Annotated in this window: 26 protein-coding genes; 13 read left to right on the forward strand and 13 right to left on the reverse strand. The window is 68.7% G+C overall.

The window, feature by feature from the left end; translation table 11 throughout:
* Position 1: 1 nt before the first annotated feature.
* On the forward strand, positions 2–880 hold the full coding sequence (locus tag C8258_RS02815) for an SAM-dependent methyltransferase (protein ID WP_106953696.1): 879 nt from the start codon (positions 2–4) through the stop codon (positions 878–880).
* A gap of 73 nt (positions 881–953) precedes the next feature.
* On the opposite strand, the gene C8258_RS02820 is transcribed toward C8258_RS02815, so the two are convergent.
* The 5 genes from C8258_RS02820 to C8258_RS02840 form a co-directional block, all read right to left on the reverse strand.
* The gene (locus tag C8258_RS02820; protein WP_233224833.1) at positions 954–3,032 is read right to left on the reverse strand and encodes a glycosyltransferase family 39 protein; all 2,079 of its coding nucleotides are present in this window, start codon (positions 3,030–3,032) and stop codon (positions 954–956) included.
* Positions 3,033–3,098: 66 nt separating this feature from the next.
* Positions 3,099–3,581 carry a hypothetical protein gene (locus C8258_RS02825; RefSeq protein WP_106953697.1) on the reverse strand — a complete coding sequence of 161 codons (483 nt, stop codon included), beginning with the start codon at positions 3,579–3,581 and terminating at the stop codon, positions 3,099–3,101.
* A gap of 82 nt (positions 3,582–3,663) precedes the next feature.
* Positions 3,664–4,113, reverse strand: coding sequence for a hypothetical protein (locus C8258_RS02830; protein WP_106953698.1), 450 nt, complete (start codon positions 4,111–4,113; stop codon positions 3,664–3,666).
* Complete coding sequence (locus C8258_RS02835) at positions 4,110–4,427, reverse strand: hypothetical protein (protein WP_106953699.1); 318 nt, start codon at positions 4,425–4,427, stop codon at positions 4,110–4,112. The genes C8258_RS02830 and C8258_RS02835 overlap by 4 nt, the downstream gene beginning before the upstream one ends.
* A gap of 42 nt (positions 4,428–4,469) precedes the next feature.
* Positions 4,470–5,162, reverse strand: coding sequence for a DJ-1/PfpI family protein (locus C8258_RS02840; protein ID WP_106953700.1), 693 nt, complete (start codon positions 5,160–5,162; stop codon positions 4,470–4,472).
* Positions 5,163–5,363: 201 nt separating this feature from the next.
* Here C8258_RS02840 and C8258_RS02845 point away from each other — a divergent pair, with 201 nt between their 5' ends.
* From C8258_RS02845 to C8258_RS02875, 8 genes are all read left to right on the forward strand, one after another.
* Positions 5,364–6,302, forward strand: coding sequence for a GlxA family transcriptional regulator (locus C8258_RS02845; protein ID WP_106953701.1), 939 nt, complete (start codon positions 5,364–5,366; stop codon positions 6,300–6,302).
* 133 nt (positions 6,303–6,435) lie between these two features.
* Positions 6,436–6,687, forward strand: coding sequence for a hypothetical protein (locus C8258_RS02850; protein WP_146161139.1), 252 nt, complete (start codon positions 6,436–6,438; stop codon positions 6,685–6,687).
* Positions 6,684–7,610 carry an FAD:protein FMN transferase gene (locus C8258_RS02855; protein WP_106953703.1) on the forward strand — a complete coding sequence of 309 codons (927 nt, stop codon included), beginning with the start codon at positions 6,684–6,686 and terminating at the stop codon, positions 7,608–7,610. The genes C8258_RS02850 and C8258_RS02855 overlap by 4 nt, the downstream gene beginning before the upstream one ends.
* Positions 7,607–8,179, forward strand: a complete 573-nt coding sequence (locus C8258_RS02860; RefSeq protein WP_233224834.1) for a ferric reductase-like transmembrane domain-containing protein — start codon at positions 7,607–7,609, stop codon at positions 8,177–8,179. Before C8258_RS02855 ends, C8258_RS02860 begins: the two co-directional genes overlap by 4 nt.
* A complete protein-coding gene (locus C8258_RS02865) occupies positions 8,176–9,417 on the forward strand; it encodes an NADH-ubiquinone oxidoreductase-F iron-sulfur binding region domain-containing protein (RefSeq protein ID WP_106953705.1) in 1,242 nt (413 codons plus the stop codon). Before C8258_RS02860 ends, C8258_RS02865 begins: the two co-directional genes overlap by 4 nt.
* Entirely contained in the window at positions 9,417–9,647 is a 231-nt protein-coding gene (locus C8258_RS02870) for a ferredoxin (protein ID WP_106953706.1), read from the forward strand. Before C8258_RS02865 ends, C8258_RS02870 begins: the two co-directional genes overlap by 1 nt.
* 39 nt (positions 9,648–9,686) lie before the next feature.
* Positions 9,687–9,809, forward strand: coding sequence for a hypothetical protein (locus C8258_RS33475; RefSeq protein WP_255420400.1), 123 nt, complete (start codon positions 9,687–9,689; stop codon positions 9,807–9,809).
* A gap of 37 nt (positions 9,810–9,846) precedes the next feature.
* A complete protein-coding gene (locus tag C8258_RS02875) occupies positions 9,847–11,313 on the forward strand; it encodes an FAD-dependent oxidoreductase (RefSeq protein ID WP_106953707.1) in 1,467 nt (488 codons plus the stop codon).
* Between the two features lie 27 nt (positions 11,314–11,340).
* Here the strand turns inward: C8258_RS02875 and C8258_RS02880 are convergent, their stop codons facing one another.
* On the reverse strand, positions 11,341–13,236 hold the full coding sequence (locus C8258_RS02880) for an alkyl/aryl-sulfatase (RefSeq protein WP_106953708.1): 1,896 nt from the start codon (positions 13,234–13,236) through the stop codon (positions 11,341–11,343).
* A 190-nt stretch (positions 13,237–13,426) separates the two neighbouring features.
* Here C8258_RS02880 and C8258_RS02885 point away from each other — a divergent pair, with 190 nt between their 5' ends.
* Positions 13,427–13,651 carry a lipopolysaccharide assembly protein LapA domain-containing protein gene (locus C8258_RS02885; protein ID WP_051025629.1) on the forward strand — a complete coding sequence of 75 codons (225 nt, stop codon included), beginning with the start codon at positions 13,427–13,429 and terminating at the stop codon, positions 13,649–13,651.
* Between the two features lie 4 nt (positions 13,652–13,655).
* Here C8258_RS02885 and C8258_RS02890 read toward each other — a convergent pair whose 3' ends face one another.
* From C8258_RS02890 to C8258_RS02910, 5 genes are all read right to left on the reverse strand, one after another.
* A complete protein-coding gene (locus C8258_RS02890; RefSeq protein ID WP_106953709.1) occupies positions 13,656–14,315 on the reverse strand; it encodes a GAP family protein in 660 nt (219 codons plus the stop codon).
* 7 nt (positions 14,316–14,322) lie between these two features.
* Entirely contained in the window at positions 14,323–14,946 is a 624-nt protein-coding gene (locus tag C8258_RS02895) for a DUF4203 domain-containing protein (protein ID WP_106953710.1), read from the reverse strand.
* A gap of 132 nt (positions 14,947–15,078) precedes the next feature.
* On the reverse strand, positions 15,079–16,755 hold the full coding sequence (locus C8258_RS02900) for an AMP-binding protein (protein ID WP_106954027.1): 1,677 nt from the start codon (positions 16,753–16,755) through the stop codon (positions 15,079–15,081).
* Between the two features lie 37 nt (positions 16,756–16,792).
* Positions 16,793–17,344 carry a hypothetical protein gene (locus C8258_RS02905; protein WP_106953711.1) on the reverse strand — a complete coding sequence of 184 codons (552 nt, stop codon included), beginning with the start codon at positions 17,342–17,344 and terminating at the stop codon, positions 16,793–16,795.
* A gap of 83 nt (positions 17,345–17,427) precedes the next feature.
* Positions 17,428–18,591, reverse strand: a complete 1,164-nt coding sequence (locus tag C8258_RS02910) for a CdaR family transcriptional regulator (protein ID WP_106953712.1) — start codon at positions 18,589–18,591, stop codon at positions 17,428–17,430.
* A gap of 288 nt (positions 18,592–18,879) precedes the next feature.
* Here C8258_RS02910 and C8258_RS02915 point away from each other — a divergent pair, with 288 nt between their 5' ends.
* On the forward strand, positions 18,880–19,848 hold the full coding sequence (locus tag C8258_RS02915) for an endonuclease/exonuclease/phosphatase family protein (RefSeq protein WP_233224835.1): 969 nt from the start codon (positions 18,880–18,882) through the stop codon (positions 19,846–19,848).
* A gap of 50 nt (positions 19,849–19,898) precedes the next feature.
* Entirely contained in the window at positions 19,899–20,462 is a 564-nt protein-coding gene (locus C8258_RS02920) for an NUDIX hydrolase (RefSeq protein WP_106953714.1), read from the forward strand.
* A 55-nt stretch (positions 20,463–20,517) separates the two neighbouring features.
* Here C8258_RS02920 and C8258_RS32475 read toward each other — a convergent pair whose 3' ends face one another.
* Entirely contained in the window at positions 20,518–20,691 is a 174-nt protein-coding gene (locus tag C8258_RS32475) for a hypothetical protein (protein ID WP_157104199.1), read from the reverse strand.
* Positions 20,692–20,749: 58 nt separating this feature from the next.
* Positions 20,750–21,610 (reverse strand): oxygenase MpaB family protein, encoded by an 861-nt coding sequence (locus tag C8258_RS02930; RefSeq protein ID WP_106953715.1) that lies wholly within the window; start codon positions 21,608–21,610, stop codon positions 20,750–20,752.
* 105 nt (positions 21,611–21,715) lie between these two features.
* On the opposite strand from C8258_RS02930, the gene C8258_RS02935 reads away from it, so the two are divergent.
* Positions 21,716–23,452, forward strand: coding sequence for an acyl-CoA synthetase (locus C8258_RS02935; RefSeq protein WP_106953716.1), 1,737 nt, complete (start codon positions 21,716–21,718; stop codon positions 23,450–23,452).
* Positions 23,453–23,474: the final 22 nt, after the last annotated feature.

Genomic DNA, 23,474 nt, shown 5'->3' on the forward strand with positions numbered 1-23,474 from the left:
CATGCGTACCGACGAGGATTCCTGGGATATCAACACCGGTGTCGGATCCACGGCCTTGTTCGTCGCGGCAGCTCGCGCACTGGGCGGACGCGCGGGCGACGCCCCGGCTCGGGACCCGCTCGCCGAGCTGTTCGTCTCGGCCGCCGGCGGCGAATGGGCCGATCTGCTGGCCGGACGGCTGCCCGAACACCCTTTGCTGACAACGGATTTCGGCATCCCCTTTCAGCAGCACCAACTGTTCCGGACCCGGTATTTCGACGACTATCTGGATGCCGCCGTGGCATCGGGAATCCGGCAGGTGGTCGTGCTCGCGGCGGGCCTGGACGCGCGGGCCTATCGCCTGCCGTCGCTGGCGGGCTGCACCGTCTACGAACTGGATCGGCCACCGGTCCTCGGCTACAAGCGCGAGACCCTCGCGCAGGCCGGGCGCGAACCGATCGCGGATCGCCGGGAGGTGGCGGTCGATCTGCGGGGCGACTGGCCGAAAGCCTTGCGCGACAGTGGCTTCGATTCCGATAGGCCGACCGCGTGGCTGATCGAGGGGCTGCTGATCTATTTGACACCCACAGCCCAGGACCAGCTGTTCGACACCGTCCATTCGCTCAGCGCACCCGGCAGCCGCGCCGCCGTCGAACAGATGGATCCCCTGCCCGCCGAGGCTGCCGAAGCCCTGGCCGCCGACGGAGAGTCCGGCTCGGAATGGGTGAAGTTGATCTACAACGAGCCGCGCAGCGACACCACCGCCTGGTTCACCGACCACGGGTGGACCGGCGAGCGCATCTACCTTCCGGACTACATCCGCAGCCTCGGCCACACACCCGAGGGCCCCGAGGGACGCCAGCAGTCACTGATAAGTCTGGTGACGGTCACCCGGCCGTGACGCGGGTACGCGACACGAACAGAGGCTGGCGGGCAACGGGATACGTTGCCCGCCAAGCTCTTTCGATGTATTCCTAGCCTCGGTAGCCGCTCAGGTTGTACACCGTGGCGTTGCCGATGTGCTGGGCGGGGAAGGTGGCGGTGACCCACGTGGTGATGTCGGCGTGCTGATTGCGGCCGAAACCGCCCGGCCCGCCGGCATTCCCGGTGGTATCCGGCTGCGGCTGCCCCGGCGCGTTTCCGGATACCGCCGGCTCCCGGCCCGCACCCCGGCCCGTGGTGGTGCCCGGATTCCGGTTTCCGGTCATGCCCTGCTCGCGCGCATCCGCCGGACCCTGATTGCGGCCGTCTGCCTCTACGACGTAGTAGGCGATCTTGCCGTCCTTCACGTCGGTCTGGAACTGTGCCAGCGTCGGCACCGGGTCGCTGCCGGAGAACCCACCGATCGCCATCACCGGCCTGTCGCTGTCCAATTCGAGCGCGGCGGCCGCGGACGAACCGTTGGTCGCCGCCGCCCAGGTCGCAGTCGTCGCCCGCAACATCGCCGAGAGCTGCGGATCCGGACGGCTCTGACCGAAGCCGCCACGTCCGCTCGCCTGCGCCGGGCCGACCGTCGGCCCACCACCGGAGTGCGCGGTCGCGACGGTCGCGAACGAGTAGGCCGCACTGCCCGCCACGCCACCGATCAGGCCGGCCGTCAGGACGACGGCCGCGAGGCGGCGATGCGCCGCATACGTCCAGGGCACGGCCAGCAGCACCGCGGCGATCAGCGTCACGACCAGAATCGTCCAGCGCAGCTCCGGATACCAGCCGCTGTTGCGGTGCAGTAGAACAGCACTCCACACGCCCGTCACCACGAGCAATGCGGCCGTACCGAATCGGCCGAACGCGGTGTGGCGCCGGTTCCACAGTTCGGCGATACCGACGGCGAACATCCCGGCGACCGCGGGGGCGATCGAGAGGCAGTAGTACGGATGCACCATGCCGTTCATGTAGCTGAGCACACCGCCGTCGATCACGATCCAGCCGCCGAAGACGATGGCGGCCGCACGCATCCGGTCGGTGCGCGGCGCGCGACCGCGCGAGACGAGTACCAGCACCATCGCCAGCAGGGCGGTCGGCAGCAACCAGCCGATCTCGAACCCGAATTCACCGGTGAACAGCCGCTGCACACCGTGCACCTGCCCGCCGAAGCCGCCGAATCCGTTGCGCGCACCCGCGGGCGGGGCGGCATGCGCCACCGCCTGAGCCGCCGCGGCGGGATCGTGGGCCGGGGCGGCCCCGCCACCGTGATTGCGGCCGAGCACGCGGGCGAAACCGTTGTATCCGAGCACCAGATTCATGAAGTTGTCGTCGGTCGACCCGGCCAGGTACGGGCGGCTCGAGGCCGGCCACCACAGCGTGAGCAGCACATACCAGCCGCTGGACACCAGCAGCGCGACGAGTCCGCCGAGCAGTTGCAGCAGGCGTCTGCGCAGCGATGCCGGAGCGGCCAGCAGGTAGGCCACCCCCAGCGCGGGCAGCACCATCAGCCCCTCGAGCATCTTCGCCAGGAATGCGAAGCTCAGCGCCACCCCGGCCAGCATCAACCAGGTCGTGGACGCGCGGTCCAGTGCCCGCACGGTGGCGTAGGCGGCGGCCGTCATGAGCAGCACCATGACCGCGTCGGGATTGTCGAACCGGAACATCAGCGCCGCCACCGGCGTCAACGCCAGCGCCGCACCCGCCGCCAGCGCCATCCAGTGATTCGCCGTGATCCGCCGGACCGCGCCGTAGAGCAGCGCGACCGCGGCCACGGCCATCAACGCCTGCGGAACGAGCATGCTCGCGCTGGAGAAGCCGAAGATGCGGCCCGACAGCCCCATCACCCACTGGGATACGGGCGGCTTGTCGACGGTGATGAAGTTGGCCGGATCGAGGGAGCCGAACAGCAGCGCCTCCCAGTTCTTCGATCCGGCCCAGGCGGCGCCGGCGTAGAACTGGTTGCCCATCCCGTTGACGGTGATGTTCCACAGGTACATCACCGCCGTCGCGATCAGCAGCACCGCCAGACCGGCCCGCTCGACGGCGTTGCCGCCGAATCTGCGGGCGGCGCCGGACTTCGCGGGCTCGGGCGGTACCACCGGCGAATTCTCGAGGAGTGGTGTAGTCACGGCGCCTATTCAGCCCGTGCAGCTCCACAGCTACCTGTGAGCGAGCAGTGAGGTTGCGATGAACGCCTAGCGGGCCTGCTTCTCCCCCGCGCCTACGGCAGCCCGGCGCCGGGGCTTCTCACCCGGGACCAGCAGCGCGAGGATGGCGACAACCACCGCGCCGCCGAACAGATACAGCCCCCAGGTACCGGTGAGCAGATGCTGATAGTCGTCGCGCAACTGGCTGTCGAACCGCTGATTCAATCGCCAGGCCGGCACCACGAGCGCCGCGATTCCGGCCAGCACCGCGAGCCATCCCAGAATCCGTGAGCCGAACAGCCCGGCCAGCAGCATCACCAGGGCGACAAGCAGCAACACCACCGTGTAGGACGCGCGCAGCTGCGGCGACTGGGCCTGCACCCCGTCCAGCGGAATTCCGGTCGCGAAGCCGTCGCGGATATCGACGAGCCGGATGTGGCGGGCCTGCACGACCCCGACGAACGGCCCGAACGCTCCGACCGCCATCACGACCCCGCAGGCGAACAGCACCAGATGGACGACAGCGCGCATACGTCCACGGTATTCCGGCCGGCGCCGCAATGCACCGACCCGCCGGAATCCTCGTCGTGTCGCGACCGGACACGCCGAGAGTTCAGGCGCCGGTGGTCGATCCGGGGCGCACCACCATCAGCACCGCGACGGTCGCCCACAGCAGGTTGAAGATGCCCGCCGACATGGCCAGGCGTGCGGCCGTGGCATCGACGCGCCCGGGTGCGAGGGATGTGAGTGCGGCGCGCTGGTCGGGCAGAATCATCGTGGCCAGGATCGCCGCGGCCGCGGCGGTGAGGGCGATCGATGTGATCAACCATCCGGTCCCGAGTACGCCCAGGGCGGCGCCGGCGGCCAGCCCGAAGATCGGGACCGTGAGGCCGACGGCGGCATAGACCCGGCAAATACGGTGCAGCACGCGCAGATTCGCGGTGGCGTCCGCCGATCCGGCGGCGCGGCGCAGGGCGGGGGGAAACATACTCGCGGCGACGGCGACCGGGCCGATCGCGATCACCGCGGCCAGAACATGCAGCGACAGCAGCACTTTCGTCACCGGGCTCGCTCCGCTCCGCCGCGGCGCACGCCGGTGACCTTCGACGCGGGCAGGCGGCCGGCCTTGGCGGTGCCGGTGAGAGTGTCGCCCGCCACGGTGACCGCGAAAGCGAGATTCAATCGCATCGGTGACGTAACGGCCTGATTCCAGGTGAGCCGATCACCGTCGAGCACGACGTCGCGAAGCGAAACCCGTTCGCCCGCACCGCTTGCCGTGCCGACGAGAGTGCCGTCCTCGCGATGGAGCTCGAGTTCGACGGCGATCCTGCCGATCGGGGTGGAGATGGACAGATCCCACATGCCTTCGGCGGACATGACGCAGTTACTCCTCATGTGTCGTGGATCGAGCAGGTCGGGTCAGACGGTGGCGGGAGCGGGCCCCTGGCGGCGCCAGACGGTGCCGCGGCGTTCGTGCGCGAACAGCCGCTCGACCGCATGGGCGATGCGTGGCCCGATCTCGCGTTCGAGCAGATACAGACCGAGGTCGAGACCGGAGGTGACGCCCGCGCCGGTGACGAGATCGCCGTCGTCGACCACGCGCGCGTCCACGGCCTGCACGCCTGTGGCATCGAGCAGATCCAGTCCCAGGTGATGAGTGGTCGCCGGGCGCCCCTCCAGCAGTCCCGCCATGGCGAGAATCAGCGACCCACCGCACACGGCGGCGACCGTGATCCGCGGGTCGGCCATCGCCGCGCGGAGCAGGTCGGGCAGGCCGGTGGTCAGGGTGCGGCCGAGGAGAACCGGGATGAATTCGTCGCGGCGCCACTCACCGGCGGTCCCGGCATCCTGATCCGGCACCTCCCCCGGCTCGCCGATACGGCCCGAGGCGCCGGGGATCAGCACCACACCGGGTCGTGCGGGGTCGAGTGCCGCGGTGGCGCACAACTCCAGCCCGCCGGTGCCGCTCACCACCTCTCGCGGCCCTTCCGCCGAAACCAGTTCGACGCTCACCGCGCCGTCGGATGCGGTCCCGCCGGCATAGAGCACCTCGTACGGGGCGATGACGTCGAGCGGATCGAACCCGTCGAACAGGACGATCTGAGCATGCATGGGAATCCCTTCGCATCCGCCCGGCCGGCCCGGGCACGGCCCGACGGTATGCGGGCACTCCCGCGGATCCCAGTGGCATTTTCGACAGGTTTCGACGGGAAAGTGACATATCCGAGAAAAGCGGCTGCGACCTGGCAGAACAGAGCGCTTTCCGGGGCCGAATGGCGGATGTCACAGTGGGCGGCAGGGTATGTTCCAGCCATGCACACCGTCGCCGTTCTCGCCCTGGAAGGAGTGGTCTCCTTCGACCTCGCCGCCCCGATCGAGGCCTTCGGCCGGACGCGGCTGCCCGACGGCCGCCCCGGTTATCAGGTCCGGGTCTGCGCCGAACAACCGGAGGTCGATGCCGGAGCTTTCACCCTGCGCGCGCCCTGGGGACTGGCCGGACTCGCGGATGCCGACACGATCGTGGTGCCCGGCACCGCCGACCCGACCGCGCCGATTTCACCGGCCGTCCGCGACGCGCTGCGCACCGCCGCCGCGAACGGAACACGCATCGCCTCCATCTGCTCGGGCACCTTCCCGCTGGCCGCCACCGGACTGCTCGACGGGCTGCGCGCCACCACGCACTGGATCGCCGCCGCCGAGCTGGCGGCCGCGTATCCGGCCGTCGAGGTCGACCCGGATGTGCTCTACGTCGACAACGGCCAGATCCTCACCTCGGCCGGTGCCGCCGCGGCGCTGGACCTGTGTTTGCACATGATCCGCCGCGACTACGGTTCCGCGGTGGCCGCCGACACCGCCCGGCTCTCGGTGATGCCGCTGGAACGCGAAGGCGGACAAGCACAATTCATCGTTCACGGCTTCGCGCCCACGCCCCGCGGCTCCGACCTCGAGCCGCTGCTGAACTGGCTGGAAACCAATCTGGCCGCCGACCTGTCCCTCGACGAGATCGCCGCACGCGCCGGCGTCAGCACCCGCACCCTCATCCGCCGCTTCCGCGAGCACACCGGCACCACGCCGCTGCAGTGGCTGCATCGCGCCCGCATCCGCCGCGCCCAGCACCTGCTGGAATCCACCGCCCATTCCGTCGAACGCATCGGCGCCCAGGTCGGCTTCGGATCGCCCACCGCCTTCCGCGAGCGTTTCAAACGCACCACCGGCGTCAGCCCGCACAGCTATCGCCGCAATTTCAGCTGATCTTCAGCTCACGGTCGCCGCCTCGGCAACTCATTGCCGGCGCACAGCCGGCACCCAGCCTCGGTCCGCATGCTGGCCTTTTAGAGAGGGCCGACACGCGTCGGCGCAGCACCGAACGGAGCAGGTGACCGATATGGGAACGTCACATCCGAACCGCCGCCTGGGCCGGACCGCGGCCGGGATACTCGTAGCCGTCGGCGCCGTCGGCACGACGACGGCGGCGGTCGTCGCATACGCCGACAACCAGCCGGCCGCGACGCCCGGCACCACCATCACCGACAACACGGGCAGCAACAACACCGATCAATCGTCCGGCACCCCGGGCAACGTTCCCCAGCTGAGCCCCGGCCAGGGCACCGCACACGCACACTCGAGCGGCTCATGACCTCGGTACCCGCGGCGGAGACGGCCGCGGCCGAATGGGAGCTGTGGAGTACCACCGCCCGCCTCGTCGTCACCGACCCGGCCGCGCTGGCCGAAGCGCGCCGCCTCGTCGACGCCCACCTGGATCGGGTCGACCACGCCTGCAACCGGTTTCGCGCCGATTCCGAAATCAGCACGCTGGCATCCGGCCGCCCGGTCAGGGTCAGCGCGTTGTTCGACGAATATCTCGACGCGGCCCTGACCGTCGCCCGCGACACCGACGGCGACGTCGATCCCACGATCGGCGCCGACCTCGAAAACCTCGGCTACGACCGCGATTTCACGCAGATCACCACCGGACCGGCGGTCGTCGCGCTGCGCGTCACCCCGCGCCCCGACTGGTCGCAGGTGATCCGGTTCCCGCGCGCGGTGACGCTGCCCGCCGGCATGCGGCTCGACTTCGGTGCGACAGCGAAGGCCCTGGCCGCCGACCGGTGTGCGCGCACGGTCACCGATGAGCTCGGCTGCGGTGTCCTGGTGAGCCTGGGCGGCGACATTGCCACCGCCGGACCCGCACCCGGCGGGCACTGGCAGGTACTCGTCCAGGACGGTGCGGCCCAGCCGGCCGCCCTCGTCCGGTTGCCCGCGGGCGCGGCGATCGCCACCTCGAGTACGGTGCGGCGCCGCTGGATTCGCGGGGGACGCTCGCTGCACCACATTCTCGACCCCCGCACCGGACGCGCCGTGGACCCGGTCTGGCGGACGGTGTCGGTGGCCGCCGAATCCTGCCTCGCGGCCAATGCCGCCGCCACCGCCGCCGTGGTGCGCGGCCGCGCGGCACTGCCGTGGCTGCGGTCCGCCGGGCTCCCGGCCCGGCTGGTCGACCGGGCCGGGCGGGTGCTCACCCTCGGCGGCTGGCCCGACGAGCCGGAAGGAATTCGATGATGAGCAGCTCCGCGTTCGACCAGGCATTGTGGGCGTTCGGCCGGGGCAGCGGCATCACGGCACTGATCTTGCTGACCGTCGCGGCCGTCGCCGGAATCGCCGCCCGCTCGGGGCGGGCCATAGTCCTCCCCCGCGCGGGGCTGGCCGAATTCCACCGCGGCGCGGCACTGGCGGCGACGGCGTTCGTCGCGCTGCATGTGCTGACCCTGTTCTTCGATCCGTACGCCCAGTTGCGGCTGCTGACCGTCGTGGTGCCGTTCACCGGCGGCTATCGGCCGCTGTGGGTGGGTTTCGGCACCCTGGCCGTCGACCTGCTGGCGGTGGTCGTGATCACCGCCCTGTTGCGACATCGCCTGGGCCCCCGCCTCTTTCGCCTGGTGCACTGGTCGGTCTACGCCCTGTGGCAGGTGGCTCTGATCCACACGCTCGGGTCGGGAAGTGACGTCGACCGGATCTGGATGCTCGCCCTCGTCGGCGTGTGCATCCTCGCCGTCGCCACCGCCGGCGTCTGGCGGTTCAGCCGCGGTTTCACCGAATTCAGCACAGTCCCCGAGAGGAGCCGGCGATGACGACGACACTGACCGGAAATTCCACGACTCCACCCGCCCCGACGGGCACGGACCGGCTGCTGGCGGCCACGGGACCCGAGCTCTCCGCGCACGTGGCGCGATACGGCCCCGCACGCGCCGTGGGACGCGAATTCATCGACGTGGTATCGGCCGCGGGTCTCACCGGTCGCGGAGGCGCGGGCTTCCCGGTGGCGCGCAAGCTCGCCGCCGTGGCCGACGGACGACGCGCAATCGTGGTCGCCAACGGCGCCGAAGGTGAACCCGACAGCGACAAGGATGCCGTATTACTTCGGCGCGCACCGCATCTCGTACTCGACGGCCTGTCCGTGGTGGCCGCCGCCGTGGGGGCGGGGCGCTGCTACCTGTACGCCCCGCAACAGCTGCTCGACCCGATTCGGCACGCCCTCGCCGAGCGGCAGTCCACGGGCTACGACACGCGGCGGGTGGATCTCACGCCCGCCGCCGACACCTTCCTGGCCGGGGAGAAGAGCGCGGTCCTCGAGCGGCTGGCCGGTCGCGCGCCGATCCCGCGGGACAAGCCGGTCAGCACCTCCCGCTCCGGGCTGAACGGCCGCCCGGCACTGGTGCAGAACGTGGAGACCCTCGCCCATCTGGCACTGCTGGCCCGATTCGGGCCGTCCTGGTTCCGCGCCGCCGGCACGCCCGACGAACCCGGCACCATGCTGGTCACCCTGTCCGGAACCACCGCCGCCGGTGTGGTCGAGATTCCACTCGGCACCGGTCTCCCCGAGGTGATCCAGCGGTTCGGACGCACCGATCCGGCCGCGGTTCAAGCGGTTCTGGTCGGCGGATACCACGGCGCCTGGCTGCCCGGCGCCGCTCTTCCCGGCGCGGCGTTGTCCCGGAAAGCGTTGCGGCATTGGCACGCGACACCCGGCGCCGGCGTCGTGCGCGTACTCCGCCACGACGAATGCGGGCTGCGGGTCACCACCGACATCACCGCCTACCTCGCCGCCCAGAGCGCCGGGCAGTGCGGTCCGTGCCGCAACGGCTTACCGCAGCTGGCCCGCGCGATCGGCGATCTGGCGGCGGACGGGCCCGCCCGGCCGCAGGACATCGCGCGCGTCGCCGATCTGGTCGACGGCCGCGGCGCCTGCCACCACCCCGACGGGACTGCGCGGCTGGCGCGTTCCGCCCTGACCGTCTTCGCCGAGGAGATCGACCGCCACAAGCACGGTTACTGCCGTGCCCGTTCCCGTTCCCAGGGAGCCGCGTAGTGACCGCATCCGACCGCCCCGCCTGGCGCCTGCACATCGACTGGACCCGCTGCGACGGCCGCGGCCTGTGCAGCGAACTGCTCCCCCATGCCATCGCCCGCGACGACTGGGGCTTTCCGCTCACCCGCGACCACCGGGACCCGGTCCTCGACGGCGATTCGGCCGCCGCCGCCCGGGATACGGTGAGCCTGTGCCCGCGCCTGGCGCTGTCGCTGCGACGAATCCGATGACGCGGGGTTGAAGGCGACCATCCCGGGTAAGGGCTCCGTATGGAGCTACTGGTGATCGCCGGCTTGGTCGTCCTGGTCGCCGCGGTGCTGCTGTACCGCACGATCCACAATCACCGGTCGGGCCGGACGGAGCCGCCGGACAAAGAGGGCAACCTGCGGTGACGAGGCGGAACACGCGCAACGACAGGAGGCTGGTCCGGTGACATCTCTGTGGCTCGATCGAGTGCCCGTCTCGGTCCCGGTGACCCCGGAACCCGGCGGGGAGTACGACTGCGTCGTCGTCGGCGCCGGGCTCACCGGCCTGGTGACCGCCCTGCTCTTCGCCCGCGCCGGGCGCACGGTCGCGGTGCTCGAGGGCCGCACGATCGGCGCGGTCACGACCGGCAACACCACCGGCAAGCTCAGCTTGCTGCAGGGCACGCACCTCTCGGCGATCACCGCGAAGCATTCGGCGAGCACGGTGCGCAAATACGTCGACGCGAACCTGGAGGGCCAGCAGTGGCTGCTGCGGTTCTGCGCCGAGAACGACATCGCCACCCAGCACGCGGACGCGATCACCTACGCCGGAACCGAGGACGGAACCGACTTGGTGCGCAAGGAATTTCGCGCCTGCGAGCAGGCCGGGCTCGACGTCGCGTGGTCCGAGGAGACCGCGCTGCCGTTCCACACCCACGGCGCCGTGCGCCTGGCGGAGCAGGCGCAGTTCGACCCGATGGACGTCCTCGAGGGGCTGACCCTACAGGCCTGCCGCCACGGTGCGACGATCTTCGAACACACCCGCGTCCACGCCGTCCACGGCGATACGGTGTCGACCGATCGCGGCGATATCCGCGCGAAGACCGTCGTGTTGGCCACGGGCACACCGATTCTCGATCGCGGCGGATACTTCGCGCGGCTCGAGCCCCACCGCTCCTACGCGGCCGCGTTCCGGGTGCCCGGTGAATTCCCGCACGACATGTACCTGTCCGCCGACCAGCCCACGCGGTCACTGCGGTACGCCCCGCACGGCGGCGAGGATCTGCTGCTCGTCGGCGGCAGCGGGCATGTCGTGGGCCGCACCCGATCGCCGATGGCCCACGTCGCCGACATGTACAACTGGACGCGCACGCACTTCCCCGATGCCGAACTGACCCACCGCTGGTCGGCCCAGGATTACTCCGCCATCGACCAACTGCCCTACGTCGGGCCGCTGCTTCCGGGCAGCGATCACATCCTCGTCGCCACCGGCTACGCGAAATGGGGAATGACCAATGCGGTGGCGGCGGGTCTCGCGCTGGCCGGCATGGCACTCGGGGGCCATCAGCCGTGGGCGCAGGCATATCGCACCTGGCGCGGCAGCGAAGTCACCGGACTGGCGAAGGCCGCCTCGATGAATATCCAAGTCGCACGGCATCTGACGACCGGCTGGCTGAGCGCGGCGTTCGGCGGTGGTGGCACCCCCGCCGAGGGCGAGGGCCGGGTGGAGCGCCGCGGCATCCGTCCCGTCGGGGTCTGCACCGTCGACGGCACCACCTCGGCCGTGTCGCCGATCTGCCCACACCTGTACGGCATCCTGAACTGGAACGACGCCGAGCGTTCGTGGGATTGCCCGCTGCACGGCTCGCGCTTCACCCACGACGGAAAACTGTTGGAGGGACCGGCGACTCGCGATCTGGAACAGCTGTGACCGGACGGGGACAGCGGTAGTCGCCCGCTAAGGCGTCACGATCGCGAAGTCGGGGTCGGGTGCGTCGAGGTAGCCGACCAGTTCGATCAGCTTCGACACATCGCCGTCGACGGTGACCGCGCCGTCGGCGATCAGCTGCTGCATATCCTTCGCACCGAGCAGCGCGGCGTGCAGATCGGCATCGGACAGGGTGAACGTGACGTCCGGAGCGGGCATATCGGCGCTCACGTCGTAGTGGACGAGGACGCCGTTGCGAAGCTGGGTGCGATGCACGAGGTCCGGGTCGGAGATTTTCCAGTCGATGGTGATGTCGGCCGACCAGGCCTTGGGACCGTCGATCCGCAGCGCGATCGCGTCGAAGAGCTGTTCCACCGTGAGCGCGGCGGCGATATCGGGTGCGTCCGTGGCGGTCGGCGTGCCGACCGATCCGTGGCGCAACTCGTAGGCGCCCATCAGGAAGAAGTTGCGCCAGGTACCGTTCTCCGAACCGTAGCCGAGTTGTTCGAAGGTGTCGGCCTGCAGCGCCCGCGCCTCGCGATTGCCGGGGTCGGCGAATATCACGTAATTGAGAACCTGTGCCACCCAACGGAAATCGCCGGCGGCGAACGAGTCGCGCGCCTTCTTCAGCACCTGCTCGGCGCCGCCCATGAAGTCGACGTGCCGCTTCGCCGATTCGGTGGGCGGATGCTCCCACAGGGTGGCCGGGTTCCCCTCGAACCAGCCCATGTAGCGCTGATAGATCGCCTTCACATTGTGGCTGACCGAACCGTAATAGCCGTGCGTGTGCCAGGCCGCCGCGAGGGCCGGTGGCAGTTCGATGGACTCGGCGATTTCGATGCCGACGGCACCCTTGTTCAGCGCCCGCAACGTCTGGTCGTGCAGATAACCGTACAGATCACGTTGCAGCGCAAGGAATTCCGTGAGCTTCTCGGTTCCCCAGGTCGGCCAATGATGCGAGGCGAACAGCACATCCGCCTGTGCGGCATAACGATTGATCGATTCGGTCAGATATTTCGACCACACATGCGGGTCGCGCACCAGGGCGCCGCGCAGTGTGAGCAGATTGTGCAAGGTGTGCGTCGCGTTCTCCGCCATACACAGGGCGCGCCGGTCGGAAAAATAGAAATTCATCTCCGACGGCGCCTCGGTGCCCGGAGTCATCTGGAATTCGATGCGCACACCGTCGACGATCTCCGTCTGCCCGGTGTGGGTGATGTCGGTCGTGGGCGTGATGAGGGTCGGGGTTCCGGTCGAGGTCGTCGGCCCCAATCCGGCGCCGACCGCGCCCTTCGGCCCCCGCCCGAGGGCGGCGCCGTACATGTAGGCGGCGCGGCGCCCCATGGCGGTGCCGGCGTAGACATTCTCCTCGACGGCATGTTCGACGAATCCCGCGGGCGCGAGAATCGGGCAACGGCCCGCCGCGACATCCTCCGGCGTGGTCACGCCTTTCACGCCGCCGAAATGATCGATATGCGAATGCGAATAGATCACCCCGGTCACCGGCCGGTCACCGCGATGCGTGCGATACAGCGCGAGACCCGCGGCGGCGGTTTCCCGGGAGATCAGCGGATCGATCACGATCACGCCGGTATCGCCCTCGACCACGGTCATATTCGACAGATCGAGCCCGCGAATCTGATAAATCCCCTCGGTCACCTCGAACAACCCTTGGATGGCACACAGTTTCGACTGCCGCCACAGGCTGGGATGCACGGTGGGCGGGCATTCCGCGTCGAGGAAGGCGTAACCGTCGCTGTCCCACACCACATCGCCGGCCGCATTCTCGACCACGCCGGGTTCCAGCGCCGCGATGAATCCGCGTCGCGCGTCCGCGAAATCCTGATCGTCCCCGAAGGGCAGGGCGCGGGTCGCCTCCTCGTTCTGTGTCCGCACGCTCCCGGAAACGTCGCCCTGGCCGGTCATGGCACGCACCCCAATCTGCACGAAGGCTGGTTGTGTCGACTCGCCCGCGACATTCCCAGCTCGGTGGGGTGACGACCTCACCCGAGACGGGTGAAGTGGGCACGGCCCGCCCGACGGATCATCGGCTCGACGGCATTCGGCGCTGCCGGTCGGCGATGACCGTGTCACCGACGAGCCACAGGAGGAGACCATGGATCGGGCCGCTAAACCTTCCCTGCTGTCCCGCATCTCGCCCCGGCAGTGGGTGGCGATCGTGCTGGCGATTCTGGCCGTCATCTTCGTCGCGCAGAATCATCATCGCGTCGACATCAACATCCTCACCGTGACCATCAGTTCTCCGCTGTGGCTGGTGCTGTTGATCATGTTCGTCGTCGGCTGGATCGTGGGCCTGTTCACCCACCGCGGGCGGCGCTGACCGGTCACAGTCCGCCGATTCCCTTTCCCAGGACGACGGCGCCCATCACCAGCAGCACGATCGCCATCACGACGTGGTTGTTCGCCTGCAACCACCGCCGGGCGCGATCGAGTGGTTCCCGCAGCCGTTCGGCGGCCACCAGATATCCGATCACCACCACCAGCACACTGGCGGCCGCGATCACCGTGAACACCAGCACGGCGATCACCTGCGGGCCGCCGCCGAGCCCACTCGTGCCGACGGCCACCCCGGCCGAGACGCAGAGCAGCAGATTCTTCGGATTCACCGCCGAGAGCAACGCACCCAGGCCGACCGCGCCCGGCGCGCTCAACGTGTCGATCGCGCGCATCCACCCGGGTACCCCGGTGTCGGAGCGCGACCGCCACTGCATCGCGGCCAATCCCAGCAGCACGACGCCCAGCACGATCTTCACCCACGCCGTCACCGTCGACGAATGCTTGTTCTGCGAATCCGACAGCGTTCCGGACAGCACCACGAAAATCGTTGTGACGACGACGATTCCGAGCACCCAGCCGATGGCGAAGCCGGTGCCGGCGCGGGCGGCGTTCGCCGAGAGGATGATCAGGATGGCGGCCACGATCGGTATCGGTGAGATCGCGACACCGACCGCCAGGGGCAGCAGATCACCGAGGACAGCACCCATGTCCGCATCACATCTGCGGGCGCCCGGTGGCGACGGCGCCGCCGCCGTTGTGCTTGTCCCGTCCGGCGAGATGGTCGATACCGAGCTTCTCGGCGAACAGATGGCGTTGCACGATCCAGCCCGTCGCCGAGAGCGCGATCCAGGCCAGCGCCGAGAAGATCTGCTCCCACGTGGAATCCGGCGCCCGCAGGAACGACAAGTGTTCGTTCATACGACCGACGCCGCTCAGCACCATGCTCGCACCGCCGATCGAGGTCAGCCACAGCAGTGCGCGGGCCCGGAAGCGGTCGGCGAGGAAACCGCCGGCCACGCCGACCGCCAGGATCACGATCATGCTGAGCGCCCAGTTCTTGTCTCCCGGTTGCAGCACCGACGCCAGCTTGGCGCCGACCATCGCGCCGGTCAACCCGCCGATGACATACGACGCGAAACGGAAGATCAGCGAGGTCACCACCCACGCGGAGAGCGCCCCGATCGCGCCGAACAGCAGCAGCCACCAGAACGACGGGGTGAACAGATCCGCGATCAGCCAGCCGAGGCCGAAGCCGATCGCGAGGATCCCCAGGTGAACCGACCTGATTCCGTAGAAGCACAGCAGAGCTCCCACGAGCGCAACCACGATGCCGTTCATCACGACCCCTTCCGACCGTGAACCGCATGTGCGACGGTGCCGCAGTTTCACAGTAACCGCCCAGTTACCGTCAGGACGGGGAATGCGCGAGGCAATTGCGGCCACCTCGGGCGGGCCGCCGGTGCTGTGCGGTTACAACAGACGCTCCCGGCCGTAGGTCGCGAATTCGGCCTCCCATGCCTTCTTGTCCGCCGCCGTCATGGGTTCGTATTCGGGTTCGCCGCGGCCCTTCCAGCGATAGACGGTCTCCTCGGTGTGCCACGCCTGCTCCTGGAGTTGGCGTTTGAGGACCTTGTTGGACCCGGTAACCGGCAGATTCGCCGACACCCGAAGCAGTCGCGGCGTTCCCTTCGTACCGAGATCCCGTTGCGCGGTGAGGAATTCGGCGAATTCGCGCACATCGAACGAGTCCGGGTCGGCGACCTCCACGGCGGCCATGACCTGGTCACCGGATCGCGGGTCGGGGACACCGAACGCGGCCGCGGCGATGACCGCGGGGTGGCGGCGCAGGACCTGTTCGATCATCAGGGCGGAGGTGTTCTCCCCGTCGACGCGAATCCAATCTCCCTTGCGCCCTGCGAAATACAGGAAACCGTCGGTATCGATGTAGCCGAGGTCTCCGGTCCAGTACCAGCCGTTGCGAATGCGTTCGGCATCGGCGGCGTCGTTCTTGTAGTAGCCCTCGAAGGCCAGCGCGCCGGCCTTGTCGATCATCTCGCCGATCGACTCGTCGGGATTGCGGACCCGGCCGAATTCGTCGAGTTCGGCGCGCACACATTCGCGCAGCGTATCCGGATTCACCACCGCGACACCGGCGTGCGCGGGACGGCCGAGGGCCGCGGGCGGGGCGTTCGGATCCAGCGCCGCCAGGGTCGCACCCTCGCTGGAACCGTAGCCCTCGAACAATTCGGCGCCGAAGCGGCGCCGGAATTCGGCCTGATCGGCCACCGATGCCTCGGTGCCGAAGCCACGCACCAGGTCGTTGTCACCGTCGCGCGGTGTTTCGGGTGTGGCGAGCAGATATCCCAGCGCCTTGCCGACATAGGTGAAGAAGGTCGCGCCGAAATAGCGGATGTCCGGAAGGAATTGGGAGGCAGAGAATTTCGGTGTCAGGCACACCGTCGCGCCGACCGTCAGCGCCGGCGCCCACAACGCCATGATGGCATTGCCGTGGAACAGCGGCATACAGCAGTAGTCGACATCGTCGCGCACATGACCGTATTTGTCCCGCGCCGCGTATGCGACCATCGCCAGGCGGCGCTGACTGCATTTCACCGCTTTCGAGGTTCCGGTGGTGCCGGAGGTGAACAGCAACAGCATCAGCGCGTCCGGGCCGCCCGCGGCCGCCGGTTCGACCCGATGGGAATCGACGAGCGCGGCGTAACCGGGGTCGTCGACCAGCAGGTACCGGTCCTCGGGAAGGTTGAGATCCAGGTCGCGCAGGCGCGCCATCCCGGCCGCGTCGGTGACGATCAGCTGGCAGTCGACATACCGGATGTCCGCCGCGAGCTGAGCGTCGCCGCGAGTGGGGTTCAGGCCGGCGACCGTGGCCCCCGCCAAGGCCGCCGCCCCCAGCCAGAAGACGAAGTCGGGAACGTTGTCCAGCAGGACCCCGATATGGAAGGGCCCCTCGCGGCGCAGCGAGTGCGCCAGATCCGCACGGGCGGCCGATTCCCGGACCACCGCGTCCCAGGTCCAATCCCGATCACGGGTGCGCAGTCCGAGCCGCTCGTCACCGAGCCGGTCGAGCAGCAGGGTCGCGACATCCGCCCGGCGCACATCCGCGGTCGCAGGGGATAGTTCGGTCATTTCCGTATCGCCTTCCATCAGCCGAGTCTGGCCGTTCTCACGCCTTCGAGTGCACGAGTTCGACGTATTCGCCGGGCAATTCGTCGAAACTCAATTTGCGGATCTCCACCGGTCCGGAGTGATAGGAGTCCTCACCGACGATCCGGCCCTCCGCGTCGACGGGCCACAACAGCAGCTGCCTGAATACGACCAGATAGTCGGCCGCGGTGTCGTCGACGGGGATGCCGATCTGTGCGGCATATGCGCCCGGATAGATCTGTTTCAGGAAGCCCTCGGTCACCACACAGTGATCGTCGACGACCAATCGGTCGAGTGCGTATTCGAGGATATTGCTGCGGCTCGCGACGAAATCCGAATAGTAGGTGTGCACGCCGTCCCTTCCCTTCGGGCCGACATCCTGTCCGCCGTTCCAGAAGTGGTAGGCCGGTTCGGGCACCAGCGTCCGCATGAGGCCGTCCAGATCCGGCTTCGCTTCGGCCTTCATATGTTCGATGACGATCTCGAGCACCTGCCGGTGCCGTGCGTTCGTGGTGGTGGCGAGCCGCTCTTCCAGCGGGGCCCAGGTGCGGTTCGGATCGATGACTGCCATGTCGAAACTCCTTCTGTCGCTGCCGATCATGACCGAGTCGAGTGATCCGGATCACCCGCCACCTGTCGCCGGAAGGGCCGGATTCATCCGACACCCGTCGGATCGGCGCGCCCGGCCGCTCCCGGATCCGCGGCGAGTTCGGCCGAGGACAGCGCGATGCGACGCACCATCAGTGCGAGCGTGGCCGTGAAGCGGTCGAGCGCCTCGTCGACATCCCAGCCCATCACCGCCTCGACCTGCGCGATGCGCGCGGCCACGGTGCTGTGATGCAGATGCAGTTCCGCCGCGGTGCGCCGCAGCGAACCGAAGACGCAGAACGCCTCGAGCGTGTCGACCGCGAGCGCACCCGCCTCCGTGGCAGCGAATGCGTTGACCCGCAACACATCCGAGGTGCCCAGCAGTCGCTGCACGGGCAGCTCGCCGAGCAGGGCCAGGGATCCGAGTCGCTCGTAGGCGACCACCCGGCGCCCGTGCCAGGTCGAGGAGGCGAAACGCAACGCCCGCAGCGCCTGCTCCCACGACGTGGCTGCCGCGTAGGCCGGCAGCCGCTCCCCCATCCCCACCCACGGCCCGCCCGCACCCCGGCGCGATGACGGAAATTCCTGTACCACAGCGGAATTCAGCACATCCGACAGCTCCCGGCAGGTTTCCCGGTCCTGGATCAGCACCGCGGTGGTCGCGCCGATGACGGCCGAGCGCACCACTCGGCCCCGGGCCCCGATGATCCGGACCGCTTCCGCCGCACCGGGTGCCGACACGGCGAGCACCCGCATCGGCTGCGCCGGATCGATCCCGAGCAGGCGCATGGCCCGCACCCGATCCTCGCGCCGCTGCTTCTCCGACAGCACCACCTCGAGCAGCGCGGGGTCGTCCAGACCCGTCGGCCCTGCCGCCGAACCGCGCACCGCCACCACCCGCAGACAGTGCCGCAGCCGATCCACCAGGACGCCATCGAGGGCGTGCGCGGCGCCGGTCCGCTCCAGCCACACCGCCGGCTCGCCGGTCGCCTCCGGCGGCGGCATCACCGCCGGCAACGGACGACCCGCCGCGTCGTAGCGGATCACCGTGCCGGACGGCCAGCTCGCGGCCGCCGGGCATTCGGCCAGCAATGCCGCGGCGCGGACCACCGTATCCGCGTTGGTGTCGGATTCGTCGAAACCGTCGAAATATCGGATCAGCCGCAACACGGCGTCCGGGTCCGCACCGAGTTCGCGCAGTCGCGGCGCCCCGGCACCCGGCTCGTCCATTCGCCCACCTCCGCTCCGGCTATCCGCTCAGAATGGCAAGAGTGTGACCGCTCTCCGCACGATTCCGGCGAATACTCCCGCTGGGTGGGCGGTCAGGCGATGGCGTCACGCGCGCAGACGGACGAAACCCGTTCGAGAGGAATGAATACACTCACCTCGTCCGCGAGCCGATCGACCGATGGGAGTCCCGTGCCGTTCCCTCCGACAGAGCCGAACGCGCACGAAACGCCCCCGATCGGCGACGAGCAGGGCTCCACCGCACGTGCTGGCCAGATTCGAGGTGCGCGGATGAGGCGCATGAAGGCAGCGCGGGGGCGGATCGCGCTCGAATCGCTCGCCGTGGTTGCGACCCTGGTGGGCGCCGGCGGTGTGGCGCTGCACTTCAATCGGACCGCGTCACAATGGCTGGTGCTGGCGGCGTCGGGCGCGCCGTATCTGATGTGTGCCGCCGTGGTCGGGGTGGCGTTGTTCGCTGCCGCGAAGCGGTGGGCCGGGGTCGCGGTGGCCATTGCCGTTGTGGGCGTGGCGATCTGGACGCAGGCGCCGTTGTATGTCGGCCGCTCCCCCGGCGATCACGGCACACCGGTGACGGTGATGCAGGCCAATCTGCTCTTCGACGGCGCCGATCCGCACGCACTGATCGAGCAGGTGCGCGAACGCAAGGTCGGCATTCTGACCGTCGAGGAACTGACTCCGGCCGCGGTGCACGCCCTCGAGGGCGTGGGCCTGGACCGGTTGCTGCCGCATCGATATCTGTCACCCGGGCGCACCGCCACCGGCACCGGGATCTGGAGCGCCTATTCCCTCTCGGACACTGTCGAATACGACGGATTCGTCCTGAACCAGCTCTCCGCGACCGCCACCGTCCCAGGGGTCGGACCGGTCAGCGTCTATGCCTTCCATCCGGTGCCCCCGATCTCCGGAACACACCTGTGGGCCGACGAATTGTCCCGGCTACGAGCCATTCTCGACCGCTCGCCCACGGATCGGCCGGTGATCGTCGGCGGCGATTTCAACGCGACCTTCGACCATGCCCAATTCCGCGCGATGCTCTCGGACCGGTTCCACGACGCGGCCGAACAAGAGGGCGCCGGCCACCTCGTCACCTATCCCACCGACAAACGCTGGCCACCGCTGGTCGGCATCGACCACATCCTGGTCGCCGACGGCCACGCGGACACCGTCGACACGGTCCGCCTGCCCGGCGCCGATCACAAGGCGCTGATCGCGCACCTGCGCCTCACCCACCCGCAATAGCGCCCGAGTAGCCCGGATCGACTGTCGGTACCCGCCGCTATCGTCGGCCCATGCACCCCGCCACCGCGGTCGTCGCGGACATCGTCGCAGCGATCACCCCGCTGGACACCCTCGAGCAGGAGCACATCCGGCAGACACTGTCCTGGGTCGGCGGCACCGACGACATCTTCCGGCGAGAACCTCCGGCCACGCCGCCACAGCACCTGGTGTCGTATGTGGTGGTCGTCGATCCGGATGCCCGCGGCGTACTGCTCGGCGCCCACCGCAAGTCCGGACTACACCTGCCCATGGGCGGTCACGTCGACCCGGGGGAAGACCCTCTGCACACCGCCCGACGAGAAGCCGCCGAAGAACTCGGAACCGATGCCGATTTCACCCTCATAGGCGAAAGCCCACTGTTCCTCACCAGCACCCGAACCGTCGGAACTCACCCCCACCGCGACGTCTCCCTCTGGTACGTGATCCGCGGCCACCGCGACCACCCCTTCACCCTCGACCCACGAGAATTCGCCGGCGGCCGATGGTGGGAGCTCGATCGCGCCACCATCCCCGAATCCGACCCGCACATGAGCCGATTCCTCACCAAACTGCGCACCGCGCTGTCCTCGTACTAACGCTGCGGCACCCCCGGACGCTGAGGCCTACCCCAGGGTGTCGATCGAGAAACGATCAGGGTTTGTGTTCCTCGAGGTGGGTCCAGAAGCCGGGGGCGTAATACGTGTACTTCGTCGCGGTGTACACCGCCAGCACTCCCCCCTCGAGGAACTTGAAGTTGTCCTCCGGGTCGGGGAAAGACTGTTCATGGTCCGGCCCACTCGCTGTCGTGTATACGCGGAAAGGCATGACATCCACGGTATCCCTCGTGTCGTCGGCGAGGAGCGGAAAGCGGGCTGGCCGCCGTTTACACCAACGACTTTCCGAGTGCCTGTCGCCGCCGCATATCCTCGATGTACCCGTCGAACGGGTAGCTGCGCCAGTGTTCGGGCAGGCGCTTCAGCACCGTTCCGATGGTTCGCATCACGATCTCGAAGGTGCGCTGCCGCCGCGGGCCCCAGCCGAGGCCCAGTGCGTCGCGGAACTGCTGGGGCAGGAATCCGGTGGTGAAGAAGCGATTGACCCGCGCGAAGGCGATTCGCTGGGCGCGGCCGTACGGCCCCAGGCCGATGACCTGGTCCAGCAGATAGCGGCGAACCTCGTCGTCGAACGAGATCTCGCCCAACTTGGCGTTCCAGTACTCGTCGAAGGCCGCCCGATCCGGCGGCCATAGCCGCTCCGGCATCTGCAACGTCGTGCCGAAACGCGCGGACTCACGATAGAACTCGTCAGCTAAGTTATCGTCAATTCTACCGTAGAACAACCGTGTCGAATCGTCCACGCCGCGATAGATGCAGGCTGCCACCCAGAGCTGAAGTTGCGGATCGAAGGCGTTGTAGCGGACGGGGCTGCCGGGGCGGGACCGCACCTGCCGATGCGAGGTGTCGACGGCGGCACGGTAGGCGACGCGGTCCTCCTCGGTCCCGAGCATCGCCACCGCCAGATAGGTCAGCGTCGTGCGGCCGCGCTTACGCGGATGCCGTGCGTATTGACCGCTTTCCACGGTACTTTCGACGACTCCGCGACCGACGGGCGGCAGACCGAGCTGCATCACGACATTCGCCGGGCCGCCCAGCAATGCCGCAGGACCGGCCATGTACTGCCGTCGGCGGGCGAGTCCGGCATCCGGCGCGGGCGCCGCGGCAACTGTTCGGGCGGCTCGATTCATGGGTATCACTCCGAGGGTCAATGAGATGTCAGATGTCTCATCTTCTCACCAACGGGGTGTCGACAGCAATGCTCAACCGAACGGCACACCATCGAATATGTGAATATGTATTCTGGCAGTGATCCGGCGAAGCAATACGGAAGCGCTCGCCGGCCGAGGTGGATCGAGGTCTGTGTGGTGCTGTCGAGTTCTGCGGGCGAGCTGGTCCGGTCTGTCGGTGACGCGTTCGCCGCGGCATCGGTGTTGCGGCGGCGCGGCATGTTCGACCCGTGGCATCCACTCGATATCGTCCGGACTGCGCGCGACGCGGGAATCTACGGCCCGTTCGTCACGGTGCTCGCCCACGCCGCGCGCCGCACTCCGACCGCGCCGGCGCTGGTCGACGACCGCGGCACCCTCACCTTCGACGAGCTCGACCGCGAATCCAACGCACTCACCCGCGGGCTCGCCGCTCACGGTTTCGGACCGGGATCCGTCCTCGCCGTGCTGTGCCGCGATCACCGCGGCATGGTGCTGAGCCTGCTGGCCGCGGGCAAGCTGGGTGCCCGCGTGGCGCTGCTCAATACCGGATCCGCCGGCCCGCAGCTCGCCGAGGTCGTCGCTCGCGAGAAGGTCGACGCACTGCTGCTGGACAGCGAATTCGCCGACCGTGCCCGAGCCGTTCCCGCCGACATCCCCCGGCTGCTCACCTGGGACGACGAGGGCACCTCCGGCATCACCACCATCTACGCGCAGGCCGAGCCGCACTCGACCGACCCCGTCGCCGCACCCCCGCGCCCCGGCGGACTCGTGATTCTCACCAGCGGCACCACCGGGACTCCGAAAGGCGCTCCGCGAGACAAGGTTTCCCCGCTGCAGTCGGCGCAGTTCCTCGACCGGATCCCGCTGCCGCGCGAGAAGACGATGGTGATGGCCGCCCCGATCTTCCACGGAACCGGGCTGTCCCAGTGCACGCTGGGCTGGGCGCTGGGCAATCGAATCGTCTTCCGGCAGCGCAAATTCGATCCGGCTCACACGCTCGCCGCGGTGGCCGAATACCGCGCCGCGACCCTCGTGCTGGTGCCGACGATGTTGCAGCGCATCGTCGATCTCGACGAATCGGTATTGCGGCAGTACGACACGTCGTCGCTGGAGGTGATCTTCGCCGCCGGTTCGTCCGTGTCCCCGGATCTGAGCCGCCGCACCGCGGAGGTTTTCGGCGAGGTGCTCTACAACCTGTACGCCTCCACCGAGGTCGCGGTGGCGGCGGTGGCGACTCCGCAGGACATGCGCGAGGCGCCGGGTACGGTCGGCCGTCCCCCGGTCGGATGCCGGGTCGCGATCTACGACTCCGACCGCAATCCGGTGACCACCCCCGGTGTGGTGGGCACGATCTTCGTCTCCAGTGGCCTCAGCTTCACCGGTTACACCGACGGGCAGCACAAGGAGATCGTGGACGGGTTGTTGTGCAGCGGCGACGTCGGGCATTTCGACGCCGACGGCCGGTTGTTCGTCGACGGCCGCGACGACGACATGATCGTCTCCGGCGGTGAGAACGTCTACCCCTTGGAGGTCGAGAACCTCCTGGTGAATCGGGCCGACGTCGCGGAGGCCGCGGTGGTCGGCGTGGACGACCGCGATTTCGGAAAGCGGCTGCGCGCCTTCGTGGTTCGCGCCGCCGGCGCTGGTGTCGACGCCGAGGAGATCCGCGACTACGTCAAGGCGAATCTCGCTCGCCACAAGGTTCCGCGCGACGTCGTCTTCGTCGACGAACTGCCGCGCAACGCGACCGGGAAACTACTGCGGCGGCAGCTGGAAACCGAACGCGTCGCGCCCGCCGACCAGGCCGTGTTCAAGAAGTAGGGCAGGCGCTGGTCGTGTCGGC

It is taken from the genome of Nocardia sp. MDA0666 (genome assembly GCF_003023875.1).
GTDB classification, from domain to species: Bacteria; Actinomycetota; Actinomycetes; order Mycobacteriales; family Mycobacteriaceae; genus Nocardia; species Nocardia aobensis.